At 68.2% G+C, this 21,657-nt stretch carries 25 protein-coding genes; 18 read left to right on the forward strand and 7 right to left on the reverse strand.

Going from position 1 to position 21,657, the window contains the following annotated elements:
- The first annotated feature begins 13 nt into the window (after positions 1-13).
- From ACWA15_RS05835 to ACWA15_RS05875, 9 genes are all read left to right on the forward strand, one after another.
- The gene (locus tag ACWA15_RS05835) at positions 14-421 is read left to right on the forward strand and encodes a DUF4265 domain-containing protein (RefSeq protein ID WP_464058497.1); all 408 of its coding nucleotides are present in this window, start codon (positions 14-16) and stop codon (positions 419-421) included.
- A gap of 313 nt (positions 422-734) precedes the next feature.
- A complete protein-coding gene (locus tag ACWA15_RS05840) occupies positions 735-1,070 on the forward strand; it encodes a hypothetical protein (protein ID WP_464058498.1) in 336 nt (111 codons plus the stop codon).
- A gap of 411 nt (positions 1,071-1,481) precedes the next feature.
- A complete protein-coding gene (locus tag ACWA15_RS05845) occupies positions 1,482-1,943 on the forward strand; it encodes a DUF4265 domain-containing protein (RefSeq protein ID WP_464059426.1) in 462 nt (153 codons plus the stop codon).
- A 202-nt stretch (positions 1,944-2,145) separates the two neighbouring features.
- Positions 2,146-2,736 carry a DUF416 family protein gene (locus ACWA15_RS05850; protein WP_464058499.1) on the forward strand — a complete coding sequence of 197 codons (591 nt, stop codon included), beginning with the start codon at positions 2,146-2,148 and terminating at the stop codon, positions 2,734-2,736.
- A gap of 347 nt (positions 2,737-3,083) precedes the next feature.
- Positions 3,084-3,695, forward strand: a complete 612-nt coding sequence (locus tag ACWA15_RS05855) for a hypothetical protein (RefSeq protein ID WP_464058500.1) — start codon at positions 3,084-3,086, stop codon at positions 3,693-3,695.
- A 287-nt stretch (positions 3,696-3,982) separates the two neighbouring features.
- Positions 3,983-4,546 carry an SMI1/KNR4 family protein gene (locus tag ACWA15_RS05860; protein WP_464058501.1) on the forward strand — a complete coding sequence of 188 codons (564 nt, stop codon included), beginning with the start codon at positions 3,983-3,985 and terminating at the stop codon, positions 4,544-4,546.
- A gap of 144 nt (positions 4,547-4,690) precedes the next feature.
- Positions 4,691-5,329, forward strand: coding sequence for a hypothetical protein (locus tag ACWA15_RS05865; protein WP_464058502.1), 639 nt, complete (start codon positions 4,691-4,693; stop codon positions 5,327-5,329).
- A 244-nt stretch (positions 5,330-5,573) separates the two neighbouring features.
- Positions 5,574-5,978, forward strand: a complete 405-nt coding sequence (locus ACWA15_RS05870) for a hypothetical protein (protein WP_464058503.1) — start codon at positions 5,574-5,576, stop codon at positions 5,976-5,978.
- Positions 5,979-6,756: 778 nt separating this feature from the next.
- Positions 6,757-7,470: a hypothetical protein gene (locus ACWA15_RS05875; RefSeq protein WP_464058504.1), complete on the forward strand. Its 714-nt coding sequence runs from the start codon at positions 6,757-6,759 to the stop codon at positions 7,468-7,470.
- 736 nt (positions 7,471-8,206) lie between these two features.
- On the opposite strand, the gene ACWA15_RS05880 is transcribed toward ACWA15_RS05875, so the two are convergent.
- Together ACWA15_RS05880 and ACWA15_RS05885 are read right to left on the reverse strand one after the other, a co-directional pair.
- On the reverse strand, positions 8,207-8,932 hold the full coding sequence (locus tag ACWA15_RS05880; protein WP_464058505.1) for an SOS response-associated peptidase: 726 nt from the start codon (positions 8,930-8,932) through the stop codon (positions 8,207-8,209).
- Between the two features lie 28 nt (positions 8,933-8,960).
- A complete protein-coding gene (locus ACWA15_RS05885) occupies positions 8,961-10,193 on the reverse strand; it encodes a hypothetical protein (RefSeq protein WP_464058506.1) in 1,233 nt (410 codons plus the stop codon).
- A 171-nt stretch (positions 10,194-10,364) separates the two neighbouring features.
- Between ACWA15_RS05885 and ACWA15_RS05890 the strand changes: the two genes are divergently transcribed.
- From ACWA15_RS05890 to ACWA15_RS05905, 4 genes are all read left to right on the forward strand, one after another.
- Positions 10,365-10,943 (forward strand): hypothetical protein, encoded by a 579-nt coding sequence (locus ACWA15_RS05890; RefSeq protein WP_464058507.1) that lies wholly within the window; start codon positions 10,365-10,367, stop codon positions 10,941-10,943.
- Positions 10,944-10,989: 46 nt separating this feature from the next.
- A complete protein-coding gene (locus tag ACWA15_RS05895) occupies positions 10,990-12,225 on the forward strand; it encodes a multidrug effflux MFS transporter (RefSeq protein WP_464058508.1) in 1,236 nt (411 codons plus the stop codon).
- An 89-nt stretch (positions 12,226-12,314) separates the two neighbouring features.
- Positions 12,315-13,073 carry a hypothetical protein gene (locus ACWA15_RS05900; protein ID WP_464058509.1) on the forward strand — a complete coding sequence of 253 codons (759 nt, stop codon included), beginning with the start codon at positions 12,315-12,317 and terminating at the stop codon, positions 13,071-13,073.
- A 20-nt stretch (positions 13,074-13,093) separates the two neighbouring features.
- Positions 13,094-13,882: a phosphotransferase gene (locus ACWA15_RS05905; RefSeq protein ID WP_464058510.1), complete on the forward strand. Its 789-nt coding sequence runs from the start codon at positions 13,094-13,096 to the stop codon at positions 13,880-13,882.
- Here the strand turns inward: ACWA15_RS05905 and ACWA15_RS05910 are convergent.
- Complete coding sequence (locus ACWA15_RS05910; protein ID WP_464058511.1) at positions 13,866-14,510, reverse strand: TetR/AcrR family transcriptional regulator; 645 nt, start codon at positions 14,508-14,510, stop codon at positions 13,866-13,868. The two genes, ACWA15_RS05905 and ACWA15_RS05910, sit on opposite strands and share 17 nt — an antisense overlap.
- 90 nt (positions 14,511-14,600) lie before the next feature.
- On the opposite strand from ACWA15_RS05910, the gene ACWA15_RS05915 reads away from it, so the two are divergent.
- Positions 14,601-15,620, forward strand: a complete 1,020-nt coding sequence (locus ACWA15_RS05915; protein ID WP_464058512.1) for an NADP-dependent oxidoreductase — start codon at positions 14,601-14,603, stop codon at positions 15,618-15,620.
- Between the two features lie 54 nt (positions 15,621-15,674).
- Here the strand turns inward: ACWA15_RS05915 and ACWA15_RS05920 are convergent, their stop codons facing one another.
- Entirely contained in the window at positions 15,675-17,204 is a 1,530-nt protein-coding gene (locus ACWA15_RS05920) for an MFS transporter (RefSeq protein WP_464058513.1), read from the reverse strand.
- Positions 17,205-17,369: 165 nt separating this feature from the next.
- Between ACWA15_RS05920 and ACWA15_RS05925 the strand changes: the two genes are divergently transcribed.
- Together ACWA15_RS05925 and ACWA15_RS05930 are read left to right on the forward strand one after the other, a co-directional pair.
- Entirely contained in the window at positions 17,370-18,038 is a 669-nt protein-coding gene (locus tag ACWA15_RS05925; protein WP_464058514.1) for a ClpP family protease, read from the forward strand.
- Positions 18,035-18,646, forward strand: coding sequence for a ClpP family protease (locus ACWA15_RS05930; RefSeq protein ID WP_464058515.1), 612 nt, complete (start codon positions 18,035-18,037; stop codon positions 18,644-18,646). The genes ACWA15_RS05925 and ACWA15_RS05930 overlap by 4 nt, the downstream gene beginning before the upstream one ends.
- Before the next feature lie 19 nt (positions 18,647-18,665).
- Here the strand turns inward: ACWA15_RS05930 and ACWA15_RS05935 are convergent, their stop codons facing one another.
- The 3 genes from ACWA15_RS05935 to ACWA15_RS05945 form a co-directional block, all read right to left on the reverse strand.
- On the reverse strand, positions 18,666-19,022 hold the full coding sequence (locus tag ACWA15_RS05935; RefSeq protein ID WP_464058516.1) for a helix-turn-helix domain-containing protein: 357 nt from the start codon (positions 19,020-19,022) through the stop codon (positions 18,666-18,668).
- Positions 19,023-19,168: 146 nt separating this feature from the next.
- Positions 19,169-20,383: a pyridoxal phosphate-dependent aminotransferase gene (locus tag ACWA15_RS05940; protein WP_464058517.1), complete on the reverse strand. Its 1,215-nt coding sequence runs from the start codon at positions 20,381-20,383 to the stop codon at positions 19,169-19,171.
- 61 nt (positions 20,384-20,444) lie between these two features.
- Positions 20,445-20,876, reverse strand: coding sequence for a VOC family protein (locus tag ACWA15_RS05945; protein WP_464058518.1), 432 nt, complete (start codon positions 20,874-20,876; stop codon positions 20,445-20,447).
- A gap of 67 nt (positions 20,877-20,943) precedes the next feature.
- Between ACWA15_RS05945 and ACWA15_RS05950 the strand changes: the two genes are divergently transcribed.
- Positions 20,944-21,420: an MmcQ/YjbR family DNA-binding protein gene (locus tag ACWA15_RS05950; RefSeq protein WP_464058519.1), complete on the forward strand. Its 477-nt coding sequence runs from the start codon at positions 20,944-20,946 to the stop codon at positions 21,418-21,420.
- On the forward strand, positions 21,402-21,653 hold the full coding sequence (locus tag ACWA15_RS05955) for a hypothetical protein (RefSeq protein WP_464058520.1): 252 nt from the start codon (positions 21,402-21,404) through the stop codon (positions 21,651-21,653). Before ACWA15_RS05950 ends, ACWA15_RS05955 begins: the two co-directional genes overlap by 19 nt.
- The last annotated feature ends 4 nt before the right edge of the window (positions 21,654-21,657 follow it).

Consider the following 21,657-nt stretch of genomic DNA (forward strand, 5'->3'; position numbering starts at 1 on the left):
GGTCCCCAGTTTCATGGTCCGGGCTGCGCTGGAGGGCATCGGCGAGGGAGACAACTTCGAGCAGTTGTGGACCAAGCGCGTCGGCGAGGACCTGTTCGAGTTGTGTTGCATTCCGTTCTTCGCCTACGACCTGGCGCTTGGCGACATGGTTCGTGCTGAGGCGTCTTCCGGCTACGTCGTCCAAGGCGTAGCACGTCGATCGGGCAACGGCGTCGTCCGGGTCGCGATCAAGCGACGCGAAGATGTCGATGGGGTGCATCGGAAGCTCCACGAGCTGCTGGAGCGGCTGGAGTACCTGTGTGAGTGGTACGCGCCTGGGTATGTTGCGGTGAATCTCGAATTGGGGCTGCCGCACGAGCAGTTCTTTGGCGGACTGGCGGCACTCGGGGATGCCGTGGAGATCGAGCAGTTCCTGGTGTGACGGTCAGCTGACGGCGGAGGTCGGTGCACGGAGCTTGGCCTTGCTGACGGGCGAGTCGAGGGCCTGGAGTAGCGAGGAGGCCGACCTGCGTTCAACACCGACGACCTCGGCAGGGACGCAGTACACTCCCCGATGGATCGCTCGTCCGAGTGATGGCGCCGTCCGGGCAAGCGCCGTGGCGTGCCTCGTTCACGAACGCCAACCGTGGTCCGATTGAGCCGTTCACGGGCAAGCCAGAGCAACCTCCTCGCGGCATGCCACCGGCTCAGCGAAGCATCGACGTCCGCAGTCGCACACACATCGAGTTGGGACCATGATCGACTCCGACCCGCTGACAGCGCTCCCGGTCCGCGTGCGAGGCGTGGAAGAACAGTCGGGAATCCTCACCTTGTTCGGCGACGACTGGGGGCTCACGATCGCTTGCGACTGGGAGGGGACGGTCGGCGGGCGCGCCCTGTCCTGGGATGACGACGACATGGAGGACCGTGTCTGGGATCTGATCGGCGAAGACCTCGTCGCTGTGGTGGATGAAGGGGCTGTGGTCAGGTTCGAGTTCTCGGCTGGGACCTTGATCGCGACTCCGGACGAGTACTGGGATCCTTGGGTGCTCGAGGTGCATGGTCGTCTCCTGGTAGGGAGGAGTGTGTGAGGCACCGGTGAAGTCGCGCTGAGGCGACGTTGCTGGTCGTCCTCATGTCTGCGATTGCGTCGCTGATGCTGCCGCGTCCGGCATCCGCCAGTGTGGTCACCTACGCCTACGACGGGGCCACCAGTGTCAACGTCCCGGCACGGTTGTCGGCTGCGCACACCGTGTCGGCGGCTCTGCAGGGCACGCAACCCGGTTCGCGAGCCGTGTCGTAGGGGGACTGTCGCTGTCGGCAGCTGCGGCGTTGCCGCTGCCTGGCGGTGAACTGGGTCGCCATGGCCCACCTGCTCTCCCCACGCGGTATGTTCGGACCTTGTGCGTACCGAATGCGCAGTTCAGGTAGATGGAGCGGAGTGCTTCCTGCGAGCCCGCGACCTGGGTTCTCTGGGTCCCAGCCCAAGGTCGGTGGTGACCATGTCAGCCAGACGCGAGGCGGTGCACTGTGACCCGGTGTGGCGCGGCCGATCGAACTTCATCATCGCCGCGGCGATCGACCCCGGTGACACCGAGACGACCATCGAGCAACTCTGGGCTCGTCGGCTCGATGCTGCGCACTACGAACTGTGCTGCATCCCGTTCTTCGCGTATGACCTCGCGCTCGGGGACATCGTCGAGGTCGACTTGGGTTTCCAGGTGGCACGGGTGTCCACGCCGTCGGGACGCTATGTGTTCCGGGCCTATTTCAATGAGTCGACGCAGCCTCGGGATGAAGTCGTGGAGCGGCTGGAAGTACTTGGTGCTCTCGTGGAATGGTCGTCGGCGAAGCTGCTGGCGATTGATGCTCGCGATCAGCCCCACGCTCAACAGGTCGCTGACTTCCTGCAGCACCGCGAGACCCTTGGTCGGCTGATATTCGAGACGGGGAAGAGCACTTGATGGCACCGGCTCGGATGGTACGGCGGGGCCACAGTCTCCATGTGCCCACGCGGAGGTCACACCTGTGAACGGTGCTCAGTGCGCAGGCCTGAGCCTCGGGGCATCGGAGTCTCTCGTCCGATATGCTCCGCCTACCAGGAATTCCTCAAGAAGTCGGGGCGAAGATCACGAGTCCTACGACAGCATGGTGGGGATGGTGAGTATGCGGACCTTTGACGAGGTGGCGATTCTCGCGCGGCTGGCTGCGCTGGACCGAAGCTCGAAGACTGCGTTTGCGGCGTCATGTGCGCAACGTCTCCTTCCGCTCTTCGAGCGCTATGCGGTCTCGGTAGGAGCGCCGGAGCTGGGAGCCCGACTGCGGGTGATCGTCGGTGCGGCTTGGGAGGTTGCCTCGGGTGTGGAAGCTGACGTTCAGGCATACCAGGCTGAAGCTGAGGGCCTGGTCCCCTCCGACGAGGAGGACTGGTTCTTGGAGATCGGCTATGGCCAGAACGCTGCTGCTGCCGCCGAGTATGCCATCCGGACATGGCTGACGGATGATCCCCAGGAGGCGGCGTGGGCGGCGCGCCAAGTCTACGAGCTTGCTGACTACTCGGTCTTGCAGGGCGACTTAGAACTTGACTTGAACGTTCCTGGCGCTGAGGCACGTGTCGTGGCGTCGGACGTTGTTCAACGGGCGCTCACTGCGCTTGACCGCTCTCTTGCAGCGGTGGAATCCGCCCCGTCAACCTGGCAGGAAGTTCGGGCTGACGCGGAAGCGGACGGCCAGGAATGGGCACGTGCACTGCCGTGACCGCCGCACGCGTCAGTTGACCTCGAGGATGAGGCACCCGAATCCTTCGCGTTGGCCACTGCCAGAGGCGGGGTGTCTGCGTACGAGGAGATGATGGTCAAGAACGGTCTCGAGCTTCCGTATCAAAGCTGATATCGCCGGGTTGGAGGACCTTGCCTCCGCTCGACGTCGCCGTAGAGCACAGTCGAGGTCAGCGCCGTTGACGGTGAAGCGTCCAGGTCGCCATCAGCACCTTCGCGGACCGCGTGGTGTACGGTCACCTGGTCGGAACGCGGCGAAAGCCGGTTTGATACCTGGGGTCGGCCGACGCCCGTGAGGATGGTTCGCCAATCGTGGCCGTTCGTCCCGTGAGCGCAACGCTGTCGCAAGAATTCTCAGCACCGTTGCGGGAACTGGGCCTCCAGAAGCGCGCGGGCACGATCTTCACCCGAGAGGTCGCGGAGGATGTGCTCGGCTGGCTCGGTCTCAACAGGGCCAGCCAGCACAGGCCGGCGGGCGAGTTCGAGGTGAACCCAGTGGTCGGGATTCGGCACCAGGGCGTCGAACGCGTGGTTGCCGAGTCGCGAAACGAGAAGTCCCACGGCTATCTGCCGCCGACGGTGAGTTGCCCGCTGGGCTATCTGATGCCCGAGTCACGATATCGAGCCTGGATCGTGAGTGTGGATGACCCGGGCGCAAGCGTGGAGGACCTCATCGCGGCGGTCAGGGAGTATGCCCTGCCGTTCATGGATTCGGGCTCTACCCTGACGGGGTTGTGCGAGCTGATGAGCGAGGGCCTGGGGTTCGAGCATCAGCTCGTCTACCGGCTGCCCGTGGCCTGGATGCTTGCTGGTGACCTCGATCGTGCTGCCGGGTTGGTCGACGCTGCCGAGGCCGAACTCGGCCATCGGGACGATCCGGCCGCGGTCGAGTTGCGTTCCTTCGTCGCCGCGTTCCGCATGCGCCTCCAGCTGGGCTGATAGCGGTGGGAACTGGGTGAAGGACACTGATTCCACCGCTGGCAATCACGCCAAGGGCACTGGCGGACCTACGCCTCAGTCGCTGCGGCAGTAGTCGTCACGTCCTTGGTCGTGCTTGCCGGTGTGGCGGCGACGATCGCCACCTGCGTGGCCGCCGGGTTTGCGGGTTCAAGGGCGGGCGATTTTTCATGGGAGGCGACGGACAGGGTTCTCTCGGCCCGCAAGCTTCAGGTCTTCCGGAGTTCAGGCGTGCAACCTGGCGGTACCTTCAATGTGAGAATTGGGCTGTGATGACAGACAACCTTGCTGGGCACCTCGCGACGATCGAAGATGCTCTGCAACGCCTCGGGCGACAGGTCTTGCTGCGGTCCCTCAGGGCTGGCCTTCCCAGCGAGGCCGTCCAGGCTGAGCTTGGCGTGGTTGGTCTGGTTGGTCCGCCAGAGCTGGAGGTGCTCTACGGCTGGCGAGACGGGACCTCGACGGAGCACGTTGTCCTTGATGACGTCCATCTACTGCCGGGTTTCTATCTGCTGTCTGTTGCGGACGCGGTCGCGACCTATCAAGCGTTCGCGTCGGATTCGCGATGGAGGACAGGGTGGCTGCCGGTCTTCGCCAACGGTGGTGGGGACTTCTATGTCCTCGATCTTGGTGCGCTCGGTTCGAGCCCGGTTCGGCATTTCAGGATCGATGAGTCCGAGCACCCGATCGAGTTCTCCTCGCTCGTCTCCATGCTGGTGGCCCTCGCGCAGGTATTTGAGCAGGGGGTCTTCTTCGTCGACCCGAGTGGCTATCTGGAAATCGATGATCTGGATTTCGGACGACTCGCTCTGGCATTGAACCCCCGAGGTTGACTGGTGGCGTGACTGGGGCAATGATCCGCTGGGTACTGCAACGCCGGAGATAGTGAGGATATAAAGATCTCTACAATCACAAGCGGAGACTTCGCGCCGGCCACGTGGTCAGTTGGATTCCTCAAAGCTCCACTTGGGGTCGTCGTGGATGCTGTCGAAGCGTGGTATCGGCCGATTTCCTCTACTCCGCCTGCCTCGACCGACGTTAGAGGTTCGCTTGCAGATCGACTCCGTGCCCTAGAACCCCTGACAATCGGCGCTCGTCGGGAATTGCTTATCCAAACAGAGAATCCGGGATGGGTTGCTTGGTTCGATGCCGATCTGCTTGGGGAGCCCATGTCTGGAAAGGTCGATTTCCTTTCTGTGAGGATCCCGGCTGCAGGAGTGTCGATCACCCGTGTGCCCTGGGGCAAGGTGAGTGCCGGAGACTCGTCGAAGTTCGATGCCCTGCAGTTCGACATCTTTCGCGACAAAGGCGACCTCATCGACAATTTGCTCCGGTCGGTATCGCTCACTCGGGAGGATGACCGCTGGCGCTTCGAGGCGTATGGTGAATCCCAGCCATTTGAAGATGTGGATTCCTACAGTCGTCGGCGCAAGGTCGACCGATTTACTGAGCCGATGTTGAGATCCTATTGCGAAGCACTCGGGTTGCACCCGTTCGCGGACGACTTCTATGGGGGATCATCGGTTCTCGTTTCTGCGTCAAGCGTCCCGATCTCAGGCGCGCCAGAGGTTCGGTTCAACGATTTTGCGGAATTCTATCGCAACTGGTATTCTTGACGGCGCGACTCGGCCGAGGCGTTTTCGGGTCCGGGGATCTGTTGGATCAATCTGACCTCGGGCGAAGGTATATCTCGGGAATGACTCGTTTCAGTTGATGATGACCCAAGAACACTTCGCATCCGAGTTCGATGCTGTGATCGCGGACCGTCCAGTCGGTGAGCCCAGGCGTGTGTTCGCGGCTGCGGGTGCGACTTCTCGCGCCGTTGCGATCGGGGTTGAGCCGTGGGGCGAGCCTGCTTGGGTGGCAACGTTCTCGGCCCAAGATCCGGGCGTCCGTGCGTTGTCTATGCTGCTTGGTACGCCATCCCCAACAGGCTTGTGCGTGGTCGAGAGAGGGACGCCATTCCTCGGTGATGTTCTCCATCCAGAGGGCTTCGCCGTCGTGGAGACCCCGGGCCCAGTCGTAGGGGCCGAAGAACTGGTCGCGGACGGTCTTCTCCTGTTGGTGACGCCATGGTCGATCGTGGCCATCGATGTCGACGGGGTGCGCTGGGTGACCGCCCGAGTCGCCATTGACGGGCTGCGGGTCGATGAGTCGGACGGCGGCTGGATCCGCGGCGTTGCTGACCCGAACGACGACGAGCCGCGAGACTTCGCCGTTGAACTGTCCAGCGGTCACGTCGTCGGCGGCGCTGGAGTCGCCTGATCAGCTCGCCTGGCCGGAGGAGATTGTGCAGCTGAGCCCCTGAACATGTCGCTGCCGCAGTCAGACGGGTGCGATGGTCGCCGGTGAGTCGCCCCGACCGGAATGGCCGCGGGAGCAGCGAGTGCGGCTGCAGGATACGCGTTCACCGGCGATGACGGGCAGGGCACTCTCAGCTGGCCGGTCTAGGATTCAACACTGCGCTTGGCGCATTGACCGGAGGCGGTTTCGGGAAGCTCACGGGCGTCGGAGCTGGCGTCAATCGTGGACTGACCAACCTCTCCAACCGCGTCACCGCAGCACACCCACCCCGATCTGCCACACTCACCAACCGGCCCTCCCCAACGACCAACCGTTTCACCTCAATCAAGTCAAACAGCACCCGCAGCACGAAATCTTCGAGCAGCACGCCAGTCACACTCAATACGCCAACCCAATGCCTCCCACAAGATCGAACCGTTAGTGCCACCTCGCCCAAAGCGATGTCGCTCAACCGACCAATTGGCTTGAGTCCGACACAAAATGCTAAATTGGAGGGGGCATCGGTGCTTTGCTTGACAAGGGCGCAACGTCCATGAGGGTCAACCAGCAACAGGTGAATGCGAGCGGTGCGCGGGTAGGAATCAACCGCCCAGACCTCCAGTACACCTTGAACGGTCGGCGGTACTATGTAGTGTACGACACGCCGGCCTCAACACGGGCTTCGGGTCACCTAGCGCGGCTCAGACAGAATGATCCGTTGGGTATTGCATTCTTGAAGGAAGTGAGTTGAGTAGACAGAATGTTGATCACGAGCGGGGCGTTCGCACCCTCATCTTGGTCGATCGGGTTTATCAAGGCGCCGATCGAAGTTGTAGTTGATGCGATCGAGTCGTGGTATCTGCAAATCTCTCCTGGTCCACCAATCCACACTCGCGTCGAAGGGCCGCTCGGCGACCGCCTGCGCACTCTGGAGCCATTGACTATTGGTGCTCGACGTGAACTTCTAATTCAGACTTCGAACCCGGAATGGGTGGCGTGGTTTGATTGTGACTTACTCGGAGACCCGAAATTCGGCAAGGTTGGTGTCGTCTCATCGAGAATTCCTGCGGAGGGCGTCGCTGTAACACGGGTGCCCCGGTGCGATCCGAGTGGTGAAGGGCCACCGACATACGATGCTCTGCAATTTGCAATGTACGGCGACGGTGGAAAGTTGCTTCACCGAGGTTTGCGAACAATCTCACTCACCGCAGAGGACGGCAGATGGCACTTCGAGACGTTTGGAAAACCTAGAGGTTTTGAACGACAAGACTTCTATGATGGCCGCCGCAAAGTCGATCGCTTCACCGCGGTGATGTTGGAGGAGTATTGTCGTGCCTTGGGTCTGTATCCCTTTGTTGATTCATTTTACGAGGGGTCATCAGTGCTGGTTGAAGCTCCTTCGATCGAGGTTCCCGGCGCACCGCACCTGCAGTTCGCTGAATATCCTAAATACGTGCGGGCGATATCCTCCTGACGTTCCGTGCGGCCTCAGAATTGGCCGCTTGTGCGAGTGTCGGTCTCTAGCCTCGATTTTTCATCGATCAGTTGAGTACGGTCGCTTGGGCGCAGGACACCGCCGAGAACCGGGCGTTGATCCAGGTGGCGGTTTCGCCGGGGAACTTGCGGCGAACCACGATGCATCCTGACGGAACCTCCATTGCCAAGTACTTCAAGGAGCTCCCAGACGGGACGCGGGCGCGGGCGGAATTTCGCAACGGGAACGAGATCACCAACGGAGGCTTGAATGCCACTCCCCGATAGTCACTCCCGCAGGGACGAGCAGCTCAGCATCAGGGAGTCGTTCCTCGCGATGTCAGAGTTCATCTGGCGCTTCGGGCAGCGGGCCGGCGACGACTTGATCACGCTCATCGGCGACACGGATCTGGAAAGTGATGGTTGGCCTACGGACCCGGCGGCGTGGGAGGACTGGCTCGAATGCTTGGATTGGGTGCGAGCCGGGAACTCGATCCGGGTCGGGGGGTAGGTTGGGTGCTCCCTCCGAAACGTCGCGCGAGTTCGACCTTTGAGAGGCCATGGCCGTGGCTAACCGGCTCTTCACTCGACGAGCTGGGACTGGAAGCCGTGGGGGAGCACCTCAAGCCTGACCGCGCTGTGTTGGCGTGCCGGGTCACCGGCGCTGGAGTCGCCTGATCACCTCCTGGCCGGTGAATATCTGTGCAGCTGAGCCCCTGAACACGTCGCTGCCGCAGTCAGACCGGTGCGATAGTCGCCGGTGAGTCGCCCCGGATCGGGGAGGCCACCTGGTGGAACGTGAGCTCGGTCGCGACGTCGGTGGCCGCCTCGACCATGTCCTCGACGAACCGGGCGTCCCCGAGGGCGTGTGGGTCGATCCACGTGTCGATGAGCTCCCGCGGCAGCGTGACGGGTGTCCGGTCGTGGACGCGGGCGATGTCGCCGACCGCCTCGCGGGTGAGGATCGTCGTCGTGAGGTGCCACCGGGCCGGGTCGCCCGAGGCGAGGTCCGGGTCCGCCCACCACGAGTACAGCCCGGCGAAGTACAGCAGCCCCTGCGGCGGTTGGATGAACTGCGGGACCTTCTTGCCCTCGACGGTCATGGTCTCGAAGTACCCGGCGGCGGGGATCACCGACCGCTGCCGCTTGATCGGACCACGGAAGGCGGGCCGCTCGGTGACGGTCTCGCTGCGGGCGTTGAACATCGGCGCCGCGCCCCGCAGCGTTCTGGCCGACGACGGGGCGAGCCACCACTGGGCGAGCTCGGCGCGGCGGGTGGTCGGACCGGTGGGGTCGCTCTTGTCGAGCAGGGTCTCCAGAAGGATCGGCACCGGGTCGGTCGGGCGGATGTTGTAGGACGGCGCCCAACTGGACATCCACTCGTCCGGGTCCCGGCCGGTGGCCAGCACGAAGTCGGTGATCATCGCGTTGACCGCGTCGTTCATCGCAAAGCGTCCGCACATACGGCGATCGTAGGCTGGGGCGGGCGGGTCACGCCCGCTGTCGAGCGCGGGTCGGTGGCGCGGTCAACGAGACCGCGGTCCCGAGCGGCGCCCCAGCAAGTCGGTAGAAGGTCGAGGTCACCAGGCCCGCGCCGGTGAGCACCGCTCCGCAGACCCCGAGGAGGACGACCACCGCCGTGCTGTCGAAGAACCACGGGAACGGCGCGAGCCCCAGGAGCAGGGTCCCCGCGGCGACGAGCCACAGGTCGATCCGCCAGGTGAAGGTGAACCAGGACCAGAAGTCCGACGTCGGGCCGTCCTGCCCGCGCGCGACAGCGCGGCGGTACCAGGCCTTCTTGAAGAAGGAGCCTGCCACAGCCCCGAACAGTGCGGCCAGCAGCCCGCCGTAGAACCCCGCGAGGAAGACCACGTCGCCGTTCGGCTCGAGGTAGGACAGCACGATCGAGCTGCCCACGTCGGTCGAGGACCGGGAGAGCAGGACCGGGACGACGGCGGCCCAGCCGGTCAGCAGCCCAAGGGCCCAGAGGGCATGGGCCCAGGAGGCCAGCGGCCGGAACACGGCGATGTTCTTGGCACCGCCTGCGCTGATCGTGCCGCGACGGAGCATCTCCCCGGCGAACAGCAGGACCGTCGCCCCGAGGATCACCGGCATCGCGGGGATCATGATCTCTGTGACGGTTGGGTACTCGTCGACGAAGGGCAGATCCATCCCGCCGAGCTCCTCACCCCGCCAGACGAAGGTGTGGGTGTAGACCCACGTCATGGCGACGGCGAGCGCACCGAGCGCCCAGCCCAGGCCCAGCATCAGGGGCCACCATCGCGCCCAGGGCTGCGCCACGGGCGACGGCGCAGCCGGGGTGCCCTGACCCTTGGTTCCCGTGGTTCGACCACGGGGTGCGTGGCGTTCCTCAGCCGCAAGGCGTTCCTTCCTTGCAGCGCGCGGCGTCGGGCTCGAGAACCGCTGCCACGTGAGCGCCACGGTCAGGCCGGCCGCGGCCAGTGCGACGACGACATAGGTGACCGTGACCACCGCGGATCGAGCTCCGGCGGCGAGCCCGAGGCCCGCATAGTTGTCCAGCCCGATGACCACGAGGCAGGCGATCGCGAGCAGCGACAAGCTGCCGGCGAGGATCCGGACGGCTCGCGACCCCGCCCGCGGCGGCTGCACCCCGCTCCCGGTGGAGGCGATGGTCCACAGCAGGTGCGGGAGAGGCCGACGCTGCCCTCCTGCGCGTGGGCTGTCAGAGCGGGGCGGCGCCATCGTCATCTCCAGGGGTGGGCACGGGTGCAACCGCTCACCCTAGCCACTCGACGGGCATACGATGAGATAGGCGCACGTCGAGCATCATGACGAGCGACAATCTGCCGATGACAAGGGTGTCAGGGTGATGATCGTCACTCGGCAGGGACGGCACCGATCGGAGGATCGTTGATGAAGAGCCCACGGGACAGGTCGATGATCCTCGTCGCGGTCCTCAGCGCCTGCGCGGTCGTCGTCGCAGCGGGCATCACCTCCGGCCATGCGTTCTCCACCCTCGTGCAAGGGGCCGCAGACGCAGAGCCGACGAGCTACGCCGCAGACACCCTCGAGCTCCCGGTCGACGTCGTCGCGGCTCAGGACTCTCCCTCCCTCCGCGACGGGGTCGACCCGCACGCGACCACCACGCCAAGCCCGGCGCCCACCTCCGCGCCCACCGCGCCGGTCGACGACCTCTCCGACGTCGTCGTCGAGCAGGTGAAGTCGGAGATGGCCCGGCTCAGCGCACTGCCCGACGGCGTGCCCGAGCGGGTCCAGGCGCTCGCGGACCAGGTGAGCGACGGATCCGGGAAGACCGTCGTGATCATCTTCTGGGACGAGGCCGCGCCCGGCGGGCCCGGGTGGACCCACACCCGCACCGCCGGCGAGACCGCCCTGCATTCGCCCGAGCCGGAGCCGGTCGTCGACCACGTCGCGGCGTGGGTCGCCGCGCAGCCCGTGCCCGAGCACTCCGAGATCATCCTCCAGGACTGAGCCAGGGCCGTCCGGACCCGCGTCGTCGAATCGTTATGATCAACGCGTGACCGACCCGACGCCCCCCGCATCCCCGTCGCCCCGCTACACCCCCTCCGTCAAGTACGTCCTCATGCTCGGCGCGCTCGCAGCGCTGCCCGCGATCACCACCGACATCTACCTGCCCTCTCTGCCCACCGTCGCCACGGACCTGGGCACGAGCGCCGCCGCAGCGCAGATGACGATGTCCGGGATGCTCATCGGTGGAGCGGTCGGGCAGCTGGTCATCGGGCCGTTCTCGGACCGGTACGGGCGCCGGATGCCGCTGCTCATCGGCATCAGCCTGCACGTCCTGACCTCGCTGCTGTGCTCGATCGCCCCCAGCATCGAGACCCTCATCGCGCTGCGCGTCGTCCAGGGGTTCTTCAACGCGGCGGCGGCCGTCGTGGCCATCGCGGTGATCCGGGACCGGTTCACCGGCTCGGAGGCAGCGCGGCTGCTGTCCCGGCTCATGCTCGTCATCGGTGTCGCTCCGCTCTTCGCGCCGAGCGTCGGCCAGGCGATCGCCGGGCAGTGGCAGTGGCGCGCGGTCTTCTACGCCCTGGCGATCATCGGGGTGGTCCTCGTCGTCATCGTGTGGCGGTTCATGCCCGAGACGCTCCCGAAGGACCGGCGCCGGGCAGCCGGCCCACGGGGTGCGCTCACCAGCTACCTCGGTCTGCTCCGCGACCGGCACTTCCTCGCCCTGGCGGTCCTGCCCGGTCTGGGCATGGCGGTGATCATGAGCTACGTCGTCGGGTCGACCTTCGTGCTGCAGGAGGAGTACGGGATGAGCGGGCCTCAGTTCTCGGCGATCTTCGCCCTCAACGGGGTGGCGCTCGTCCTCTCGGCCCAGCTCAATGCCTACCTCGTGCGCAAGGTGGCCCCGATCCGCATCCTGCGGGTGGCGATGATCGCCCAGCTCATCCTGGCGATCATCCTGCTCGTCATCGTGGTGACCGGGTTCGGCGGGGTAGTCGGGGTGGTGGTCGGTCTGTGGTTCGTGCTGGGCATGCAGGGGCTGATCCCGGCGAACGCGACCGTCCTCGCACTCGGGAACTACGGTCACATGGCGGGGACGGCCGCGGCGCTCATCGGCTCCATGCAGGCGGGGATCGCCGGGGTGGTCAGCCCGTTCGTCGGGGTCTTCGGCGGCACAGCGGTCGCGATGACCGGGGTGATCATCGCCTCGATCATGGTCGGCCTCGCGATCCTCGCGCTGGCCACACCGGCGTACCGGCGGGGTGGGTGGCTGCAGCAGTAGCCCGGTCAGACCGCTTCGTCCCCTCATGACCTAGCATGGCAACCGACACCCGAGGTGGGCGGCCACCTCCCACGACCGAAGGAGCGCAGATGAGCGTCGCACCTCACCGCAGCGGTCCGCCGCGCGGCCCCGGGAACGGGACCTCCGGCGGCATGCTCGCCCTGTGGGGTGTGGCGGTGACCCTGCTCGTCGGGTCGCTCACCTTTGCCGCCCTCGTGCTCGTCAACGGCGGGCCGCAGCAGGCCTCGGCCTCCGGTGTCGTGGTCGACACCCCGGTGGCCTCCGACGTGGAGGAGGTGGACGCCGGCGAACCGGCCGACGGCGAGGAGGACATCGCCGTCGCCCCCGTCGGCTGGACCAGCGTTCTCGCTCCTGAGGTCGGTTTCTACCGCGTCCTCGACTACTCGATCCTTGAGGTCACCGGGTACCTGCGGCCGACCGGTGACCAGCAGACGGCCAGCGACGACACCTTCGACGTGATGCTCGGAGAGCAGCTGGTCACCGCTGCGCTCGTGTACTCCGTCGAGGTGGCCGACGAGCCGGCAGTGGGCGAGGAGAGCGCCGCGTGGACTGTGACGATGCAGTTCGCCGACGCGCAGGCGCTCGCCGACGCGACGGCCGACCTCGGCTGTCACGAGAAGCCGGACAACATGATCGCGGTCGCCTCCGGGACGGAGCTGCTCATGATCGCCGCCATCGAGGACGACACCTACTGCGAGTCCGGCTTCACCAAGGGGCGGATCACCTGGCGCTCCTTCTACGGCGACGGCAAGGGCGAGGAGTCCTCGGAGTCTGCGAAGGAGATCGCCGACGAGGTCGCGGCCGCGCTGGTCGGCGCGGCCGGATGAGGGTGGGCTGGTAGCCGCTGATGGACGCCGCGCTCGTCTCCCTCCTCCTGGGCCGGGCCGCCGCCCGGTTCGGCCTCGACGCCACCCGGGCGGTCCCGCTCGGTGGCACGACCGGCCAGGTGTTCGCCCTCGACGACGTCGTGCTGCGGGTGGGCTGGCCCGGCGTGCTCGACCTCGAGGCCGTCGCGGCCGCGGCGGGCGCTGCGGTGGTCCCGGTCCCCGAGACGCTCGACCGCTACGACGGCGCCGAGGGGTCCGTGGTGCTCCTGCCCCGCGTCGACGCCCAGCCCGCGGTGCCGCCGGCCGGGATGGACCCCGGCCGTGCCCGACGGCGCGGCGAGGCGTGCGGGCGCATGCAGCTCGCCCTGGGTGAGGTCCCCGCCCCGGCCGGGCTGCCGGTGGTCGGACCCCCCGCTGGTGCCGGCGGTGCGCGGCTGCTGCACCTCGACCTGCACCCGCTCAACGTGCTCATGGGACCCGACGACGAGGTCGCTGCCGTCCTGGACTGGACGAACGCCGGGGCCGGGGCGCCCGAGTACGACCGGGCCCGCACCGCGAGCATCTTCCAGCTCGAGCCGGCCGCGATCAGCATGCGCGCTGACCCGGGCTGGGTCGCCTTCGTCGACGGCTGGTCCGCAGCCGCCGCGCTCGAGGACGTGACTCCTGCGGCGACGGCCTGGGCGTGTCGCTACCTGCTCCTCGACCTCCCCCGCCGGTTCCCCGCCGACGCGGTGACGCACGTCCACGCAGCGCTCGAGCGGGCCGAGCAGGCAGAGAGGGTAGCGGCCTCGGCTACGACTGGGCCGTGAGGCGCCCGACCATCTCGGCCGCGGAGGCCAGCACCGCGACCGCCTCGCTCGGGTTGACCCGGGCGAGGACCATGGCGGAGATGGACAGCGAGGCGAGCACGCGGGCGTCGGCGTCGAGCGCGGCTGACGCGCGGTCGGGGGCAGCGCGGGTGAGCGCGCCGTGCAGCGCCGCGACGAGCTCGGCCCGGTAGCCGTCGACGACGCAGCGCGCTGCGTCGTCGTGCGCGGCGAGGCCGGCGCTCGCGTTGACGAGGAGGCAGCCGCGGCGGGCGGACCCGGCCGGCAGGGTGGTGACCGCGCGGGCGAGGGAGTCGAAGTACTCCACGATGGCGGCGTTGGCCTCGTGGGCTGAGGCCTGCGGGGCGCCGGGGTTCTCGCCGTCGGGGCCCTCGCCGGCGGCCCCGACGAGCCCGGACAGCCGGGGCCGGATGACGGTGTCGAGGTAGTCCTGGGCGGCGGCGTCGAACAGCCCGCGCTTGCTGCCGAAGGCGTGGTAGAGGCTCGAGCGGTTGAGGCCGGTCGCCAGCTCGAGGTCGGCCAGGGACGTGGCCTCGAAGCCCTGGTCCCAGAAGAGGTCGCGGGCGGCCTGGACGGCGGTGGTGGTGTCGAAGGCCTGCAGGCGTCCCATGCGCTCTCCTGTGGTGGGGGTCTCGTTGTCCCGGGGGGAGCGGGACACCTATAGTGAACTGATCAGTTCAATACTAGCGCAGGGAGTCCCATGACCGTCGCGACCAGCACCCAGGTCCAGCTCGTCAGCCGCCCCACCGGGTGGCCCACCGCCGAGAACTTCTCGATCGTCACGGTCGAGCTCGACGACCTCGCCCCCGGCGAGGTCCGCGTCGCCAACGACTTCCTCTCGGTCGACCCGTACATGCGCGGCCGCATGAACGACGTCAAGTCCTACACCCCGCCCTACGCGCTCGGGGAGACCATGACCGGCGGGGCCGTCGGGCGGGTCGTCGCCTCGGCCGCCGACTCGGTCGCGGTCGGCGACACCGTCGTGCACCAGCTCGGGTGGCGCGACGTCGCCCAGGGCGACGCCGCCGGCTTCCGGGTGGTCCCCGTGGTCCCGGGCGTGCCCACCTCCGCCTACCTCGGCGTGCTCGGCATGACCGCGCTGACCGCCTATGTCGGCCTGCTCGAGATCGCCGGCCTGCACGAGGGGGACACCGTGTTCGTCTCCGGCGCCGCCGGGGCCGTCGGCTCGATGGTTGGCCAGATCGCCCGCCTCAAGGGCGCCGGGCGGGTCATCGGGTCGGCCGGGACGGCCGAGAAGGTCGCGCTGCTCACCGACCGCTACGGATTCGACGCCGCGTTCAGCTACAAGGACGCCCCCGTCATGGACCAGCTCGCCGACGCCGCGCCCGACGGCATCGACGTGTACTTCGACAACGTCGGCGGCGACCACCTCGAGGCTGCGCTCGCTGCCTTCAACGACGGCGGTCGCGCGGCGCTGTGCGGGGCGATCTCCCAGTACAACGCGACCGGCCCGGCCGCCGGACCCCGGAACATGGCGAACCTCGTGACCCGCGGGCTCACCCTCCAGGGCTTCACGGTGGGCAACTACGTCCAGCACTTCCCGGCCTTCATGGCCGACATGACCGGCTGGCTCACCGCCGGCCAGGTCGTCTTCGACGAGACCGTCGTGGACGGCATCGAGAACACCGTCGAGGCGTTCCTCGGCCTCATGCGCGGGGAGAACACCGGAAAGATGGTCGTGCGGGTGGCCCAGGGGTGACGTGAGCAGGGCTGTGCAGGGCTGAGCAGGTCTGCGCAGAGCGGGCGGCCGGCGTCAGTCGGTGGCGCTGGCCACCGCGCCGGGAGGGACATCCCCGGCGTCCTCGGGCGGGGCGCCGGCCACCCGGGCCGCGCGGTCCGCTCTGGACCGGAACAGAGTAGCCGTCGCGACGGCACCCGCCAGGAAGATGAGGGCGGAGGCGGTGTAGGCGGTCGCGTAGCTGTGCAGCGCGGCGTCGGCCAGCACGGCCGGCGTCGTCGGAGGGTGCTCGGCGACGAAGGTGCTCGCGGCGGTCGCGGCGAGGGTGTTGAGCAGCGCGGTCCCGATGGCCCCACCGACCTGCTGGCTCGTGGACACCATCGCGGACGCGGCGCCGGCCTGGGCACGGCTCACGCCGGCCGTGGCGATCTGGAACGACGCGGGCATGATCGTGCCCATCGCGATACCGAGGAGGATCAGCCCGGGCAGGACGTGGAGGTAGGTGCTGTCGAGCTGCAGGGTGGTGAGGTAGACCATGGCGGTCGCACCGAGGACCATCCCGCCGGGAACGAGGACGCGCGGCCCGAACTGCGGCACGGCGAGGTTGGTCATGATCTGCGCGGTGATGATGATGGACACGACCATCGGCAGGAACGCCAGGCCGGTCCGCATCGGGGTGAACGCGAGGGTCGACTGCAGGTAGTACGTGAGGAAGAGGAAGACTCCGAAGATTCCCGAGCCCGCGACGAGGATCGCCAGGAACGCGGCCCCGCGGTCCCGGTCCACGACGATGCTCATCGGCAGCACCGGGTTGGCCGAGGTGCGCTGGCGTACGACGAACCCCACGAGGAGCACACCGCTCAGCACGAGCGAACCCCACGTGAGTGGGGAGTCCCAGCCCTGGGGCTCGGCCTGGGAGAAGCCGAACACGAGGAAGAACAGCCCGAGCGAACCGAGCAGCACACCGGGGACGTCGAGCGACTGGCGACCCGTGTGCCCACCACGGGCGAGCAGGGCGACCCCGGCGACAAACGCGACGATCGCGATGAGGACGTTGACGTAGAGGTTCCACCGCCAGTCGAAGTTCTCCGTGAGGTAGCCGCCGAGCAGCAGCCCGATCGCGCCGCCTATCCCGGCGATCGCTCCGAAGACGCCGAAGGCGCGGCCACGTTCCTCGGGAATGGTGAACGTCGTGGTGAGCACGGCGAGGGCAGCCGGGGCGAGGGCGGCACCGAAAGTGCCCTGGAGGGCGCGGGCACCGACGAGCATCTCGAAGGACTGCGCGGCGCCGCCGAGGGCGGAGGCTGCCGCGAAGCCGACCAGGCCGATGAGGAACATCCGGCGGCGGCCGAACATGTCCGAGAGCCGGCCGCCGAGCAGCAGCAGGCTGCCGAAGGCGAGGGAGTAGGCCGTGATGACCCACTGGCGGTCGTTGTCGCTGAAGCCGAGGTCGGCCTGGGCGGAGGGCAGGGCGATGTTCACGATCGTGGCGTCGAGGACCACCATGAGCTGGGCGAGGGCGACGGTGGCGAGCACCAGCCAGCGGCGGGAGCCGGGCGGGTGCGGTCCGGGCGCTGCCAGGTGGGGCACAGTGGCTGGCGACATGATGACTCCGGGACATAGTCGGAGATTCGAGCGTAATCGCGAGCTGCTCGGGCGGCCACGGCCTGAGCCGTCTGCTGACAGCAGATCAGCCGACAGACGCAGGGTCGCCGGCGGGCCGGCCGGCGGGGTGATGGTGGAGGGGTCCCACTCACTGAAGGAGCGATCATGACCGCGTCACCCACTGCTACGCCCCGCCCGTCCGCCGCACGGACCGATGCCGCCGGAGCCCCGCCGCCCTCCGCGGTGGCCGACCGCCTCACCGCCGGCCTCATGCACCAACGCGTCATCGTCATCGGCCAGGAGGTCGACGACGAGCTCGCCGCGCGGGTGTGCAGCCAGCTGCTGCTGCTCGCCGTCGAGGACCCCGACGCCGACATCACCCTGCTCATCAACTCACCCGGCGGGTCGGTCTCGGCAGGCCTGGCCATGTACGACACCCTGCGCCTGGTCCCGTGTGACGTGCGCACCGTCGCGATGGGCCTGGCCGCCAGCATGGGACAGTTCCTGCTCGCCGCTGGGACCCCCGGGAAGCGGTTCGCGCTGCCGCACGCCCGGGTCCTCATGCACCAGGGGTCCGCGGGGATCGGGGGCAGCGCCGTCGACATCGAGATCCAGGCACAGAACCTCGAGCACACCAAGACGGTGCTGCTCACCCTCATCGCCCAGCACACCGGACAGCCCTACGAGCGTGTCGTCGTCGACTCCGACCGGGACCGCTGGTTCACCGCCGAGCAGGCTCGCGACTACGGGTTCGTCGACGCGGTCGCCTCGAGCCTGGCGGAGATCCTGCCGGTGGGGCCGCGCACCGGCGCGGGCCTGGGCGGTGTGCGATGAGCGGGCAGTACACGATCCCCAGCGTCATCGAGCGGACGGTCACGGGGGAGCGGGCGGCCGATGTCTACAGCCGGCTGCTCTCGGACCGGATCGTCTTCCTGGGTACACAGATCGACGACGGCGTCGCGAACGTCATCATCGCCCAGCTGCTGCACCTGGAGTCGACCAACCCCGACCAGGGCATCAACCTCTACATCAACTCACCCGGCGGCTCGATCACCGCGATGCTCGCGATCTACGACACCATGCAGTTCCTGCGTGCCCCGGTCGGCACGGTGTGCGTGGGGCAGGCCGCCTCGACCGCCGCCCTGCTGCTCGCAGCCGGCGAGCCCGGGCGGCGCGGGGTGCTCCCGCACGCGCGGGTGCTGCTGCACCCGCCGTCGGCCGGGAGCCAGGGGACCCTGCCGGACCTGGAGATCCAGGCGAAGGAGATCCAGCGGATGCGCCGGGAGATGGACGAGCTGCTCGCCGCGCACACCGGGCAGGACCCGGACCAGCTGCGCGAGGACACCGTCCGTGACCGGATCTTCACGAGCGGCCAGGCCGTGGCCTACGGGCTGGCCGACGAGGTGGTCGCCAGCCGGAAGGTGCGCACGCTCACGCGGTGAGGTGGTTGGTGCCGAGCGTTCAGGCGGCCAGCAGGACCGGTGACGCCGGTGCCGATGACGCCGTGGTCAGCGTGCGGGTGACGCGGCTGGTCAGGTCGAGGAGGCCGAGGCCGAGCGCTCCGGACACCGCGCGCAGCACCTCCGACGAGGGCTCCTTGCGGCCGCGCTCGATCTCGGAGAGGTACTGCGTCGAGACGCCGGCGCTGTCGGCGACGTCGGACTGGGCGCGCCCCTGGCGTGTGCGCTCGCGGCGCAGCTCGTGGCCAGCCGCCTCGCGCCAGAGGAGCTCACGGGGCGGGTGGGCGCCGGGAGCCGGGGTGGCCTGCTCGACCGGGCGCAGACGGCGTCCGCTGGGGAATGCGATGACCTCGCCCATGTGGGTCTCCTCAGCGTCGTCGTCTCAGCGTTCTCGTCGGCTCAGCATTCTCGTCGGCCTGGCTGCCAGCGTAGCCACGCCGACCGCGCAGCAGCGCGACAGGGAGCCCCAGTTCGCTGTCCGCGTAGCGCCCTGGTGCGCCTGGCCTAGGCGCCCCGCAGCCGGCCCAGGCGGGCCACGGCCTCGACGAGGGTGGCTTCGCTCTTGACGAAGGTGAACCGCACCCGCGAGGCGAGGGCAGCGGCCGTCGGGGAGCCGGGCGTGCAGAAGGCCGACACCGGGATCGCCGCGACGCCGACGAGCCCGGGGAGCCGGCGGCACAGGTCCGTCCCGTCGCTCAGGCCCAGCGGCGCGGCGTCGGCCACGACGAAGTACGTGCCCTGGGGCACGACGACGTCGAAACCCGCCCGCTGCAGGCCCTCGCAGAGCAGGTCGCGCCGGGCGGCGAGGCTCGCGGCGAGCTCGCGGGGCGCGTCGTCGTCGTCGAGGGCGCGGGCGATCGCGGGCTGGAAGGGCGCGCCCGAGGAGTAGCTGAGGAACTGCTTGACGGTCCGCACCGCCGTCACGAGGTCGGCCGGGCCGTGCAGCCAGCCGATCTTCCAGCCGGTGAAGGAGAAGGTCTTGCCCGCCGAGGAGATGGTCAGGGTTCGCTCGGCCATGCCCGGCAGGGTCGCGATCGGGACGTGCTGGGCGCCGTAGGTGAGGTGCTCGTAGACCTCGTCGGTCACCACGATCGCGCCGGTCCGCCGGGCCGCGGCGGCGATCGCCTCGAGCTCGATGGGGGTGAGCACCGTCCCGGTGGGGTTGTGCGGGGAGTTGACGAGGATGATCCGGGTGCGGTGGGTCACCGCGGTTTCGAGGGCGGCCAGGTCGAGGGCGAAGCGGTCCGGCCCGGCGACGAGCGGGACCGTCACATGGGTCGCGCCGGCGAGGGCGATGCACGCGGCGTGGGAGTCGTAGAACGGTTCGAGGGTGACCACCTCGTCACCGGGGCCGGCCAGGGCGAGGATCGTCGCGGCGAGGGCCTCGGTCGCCCCCGTGGTCACGAGCACCTCGGTGTCCGGGTCGGGCGCCAGGCCGTAGCGGCGCTGCTGGTGGCGGGCGACCGCCTGACGCAGCTCGAGGATCCCGGTCCCGGGCGGGTACTGGTTGTGGCCGTCGGTGATCGCAGCGATCGCGGCCGCCTTGATGTACTCGGGGCCGTCGGCGTCGGGGAAGCCCTGGCCGAGGTTGAGGGCGCCGGTGCGGGCGGCGAGGGTCGTCATCTCGGCGAAGACCGTCGAGGCGACCGTCCCGTCCGGGCGCAGCAGCCCCGTCGCGCGCGCGGCGTCCTGCCATCGTCCAGCGGTCCGAGAGGTCACGCGGTGATCCTACCCACGGGGGTACGGGGACGGGGCCGGGTGCGGTCCCTGCCCGCCCGGGTCAGCTGAGGCAGAACTCGTTGCCCTCCGGGTCGGCCATGGTGATCCAGGTGTGCGGACCCTGGGACCCGGTGTAGAGGAACGTCGCCCCCCGGGCCTCGAGCGCGGCGCGCACGGCTGCGGCGTCGTCGTCGCCGATGCGCACGTCGAGGTGCATGCGGTTCTTCACGGTCTTGGGCTCGGGGACCCGCTGGAAGTACATCCGTGGTGTGCCCGGGGGGCCGGTGGGGTCGGTGATCGCCTGGCCTTCCTGCCATACGAGGACTCCGTCGTAGGTCGTCGTGTCGGCGTCGGTCGCGTGACCCTGCTCGAGCATCGAGCGGATGAAGGGTTCGTCGTTCGGCTCGACCTGCCAGCCTAGGGTCTGCGCCCACCAGTGGGCGAGGGGGTGCGGGGCGGCGCAGTCGACGGTGACCTGGAGGGAGTAGCTCATGGAGCGAACGTAGCAATGGGCACCGACACCGACCAGCGCTGTCGGGGGTGGTGCCTACTGTTGACCTATGGACACAGGCCTGACACCGACCGGCGCGGCGCTCCCTGGCGATCCCGCGCAGTGGTGCCGCGACGTGTGCCTCGGGCTGCCCGACGCGAGCGTCGACTCCCCGTTCGGCCCTGGCGCGGAGGTGTTCCGGATCCACCGCAAGATGTTCGCCCTGCTCACTCGCAACCCGCGGGTGAGCGAGCACCCGATCGTCAACCTCAAGGCCGACCCGGACGAGCTGGGGCTGCTCATCTCCAACCATGGCTGGATCCTGCCCGGCTTCCACATGAACAAGAAGCACTGGATCACCGTTGAGCTGCGTGCCGGCGGGGACCTGGAGCTCGTCGAGGGGCTCGTTGAGGACTCCTACGACAACGTGGTGCTCGGGCTGCCCCGGCGGTTGAAGTCCTCGCTGCGCGGGGCCTCCCCGCAGCCGATCGTCCGGCCGCGGCTCTCGCCTCCGGACGGGGAGGCGCCATGGGCGAGAACCACGTAGCCACGGCCGTCCTGGTCGTCGGCGTCCTCTTCGCAATGGTCGGCGTCGTCCAGCTGATCCGGGGCCTGCTGCTCATCGCCCGAGCGCGCCGGGCCAGCATCGAGGACCTGTTCGACGGCTGGCCCGCGAAGAACCGCGCCCGCGGGGCCGTGGCCTACCGCGTGAGCGCCGTCTTCTTCCTGGGCGCGATCATCGCGCTCATGCTCGTCCACGTGAGCAACACCCACTACTGAGCGG

The sequence above is a fragment of the Sanguibacter sp. TS_SC_8 genome, from assembly GCF_055361235.1.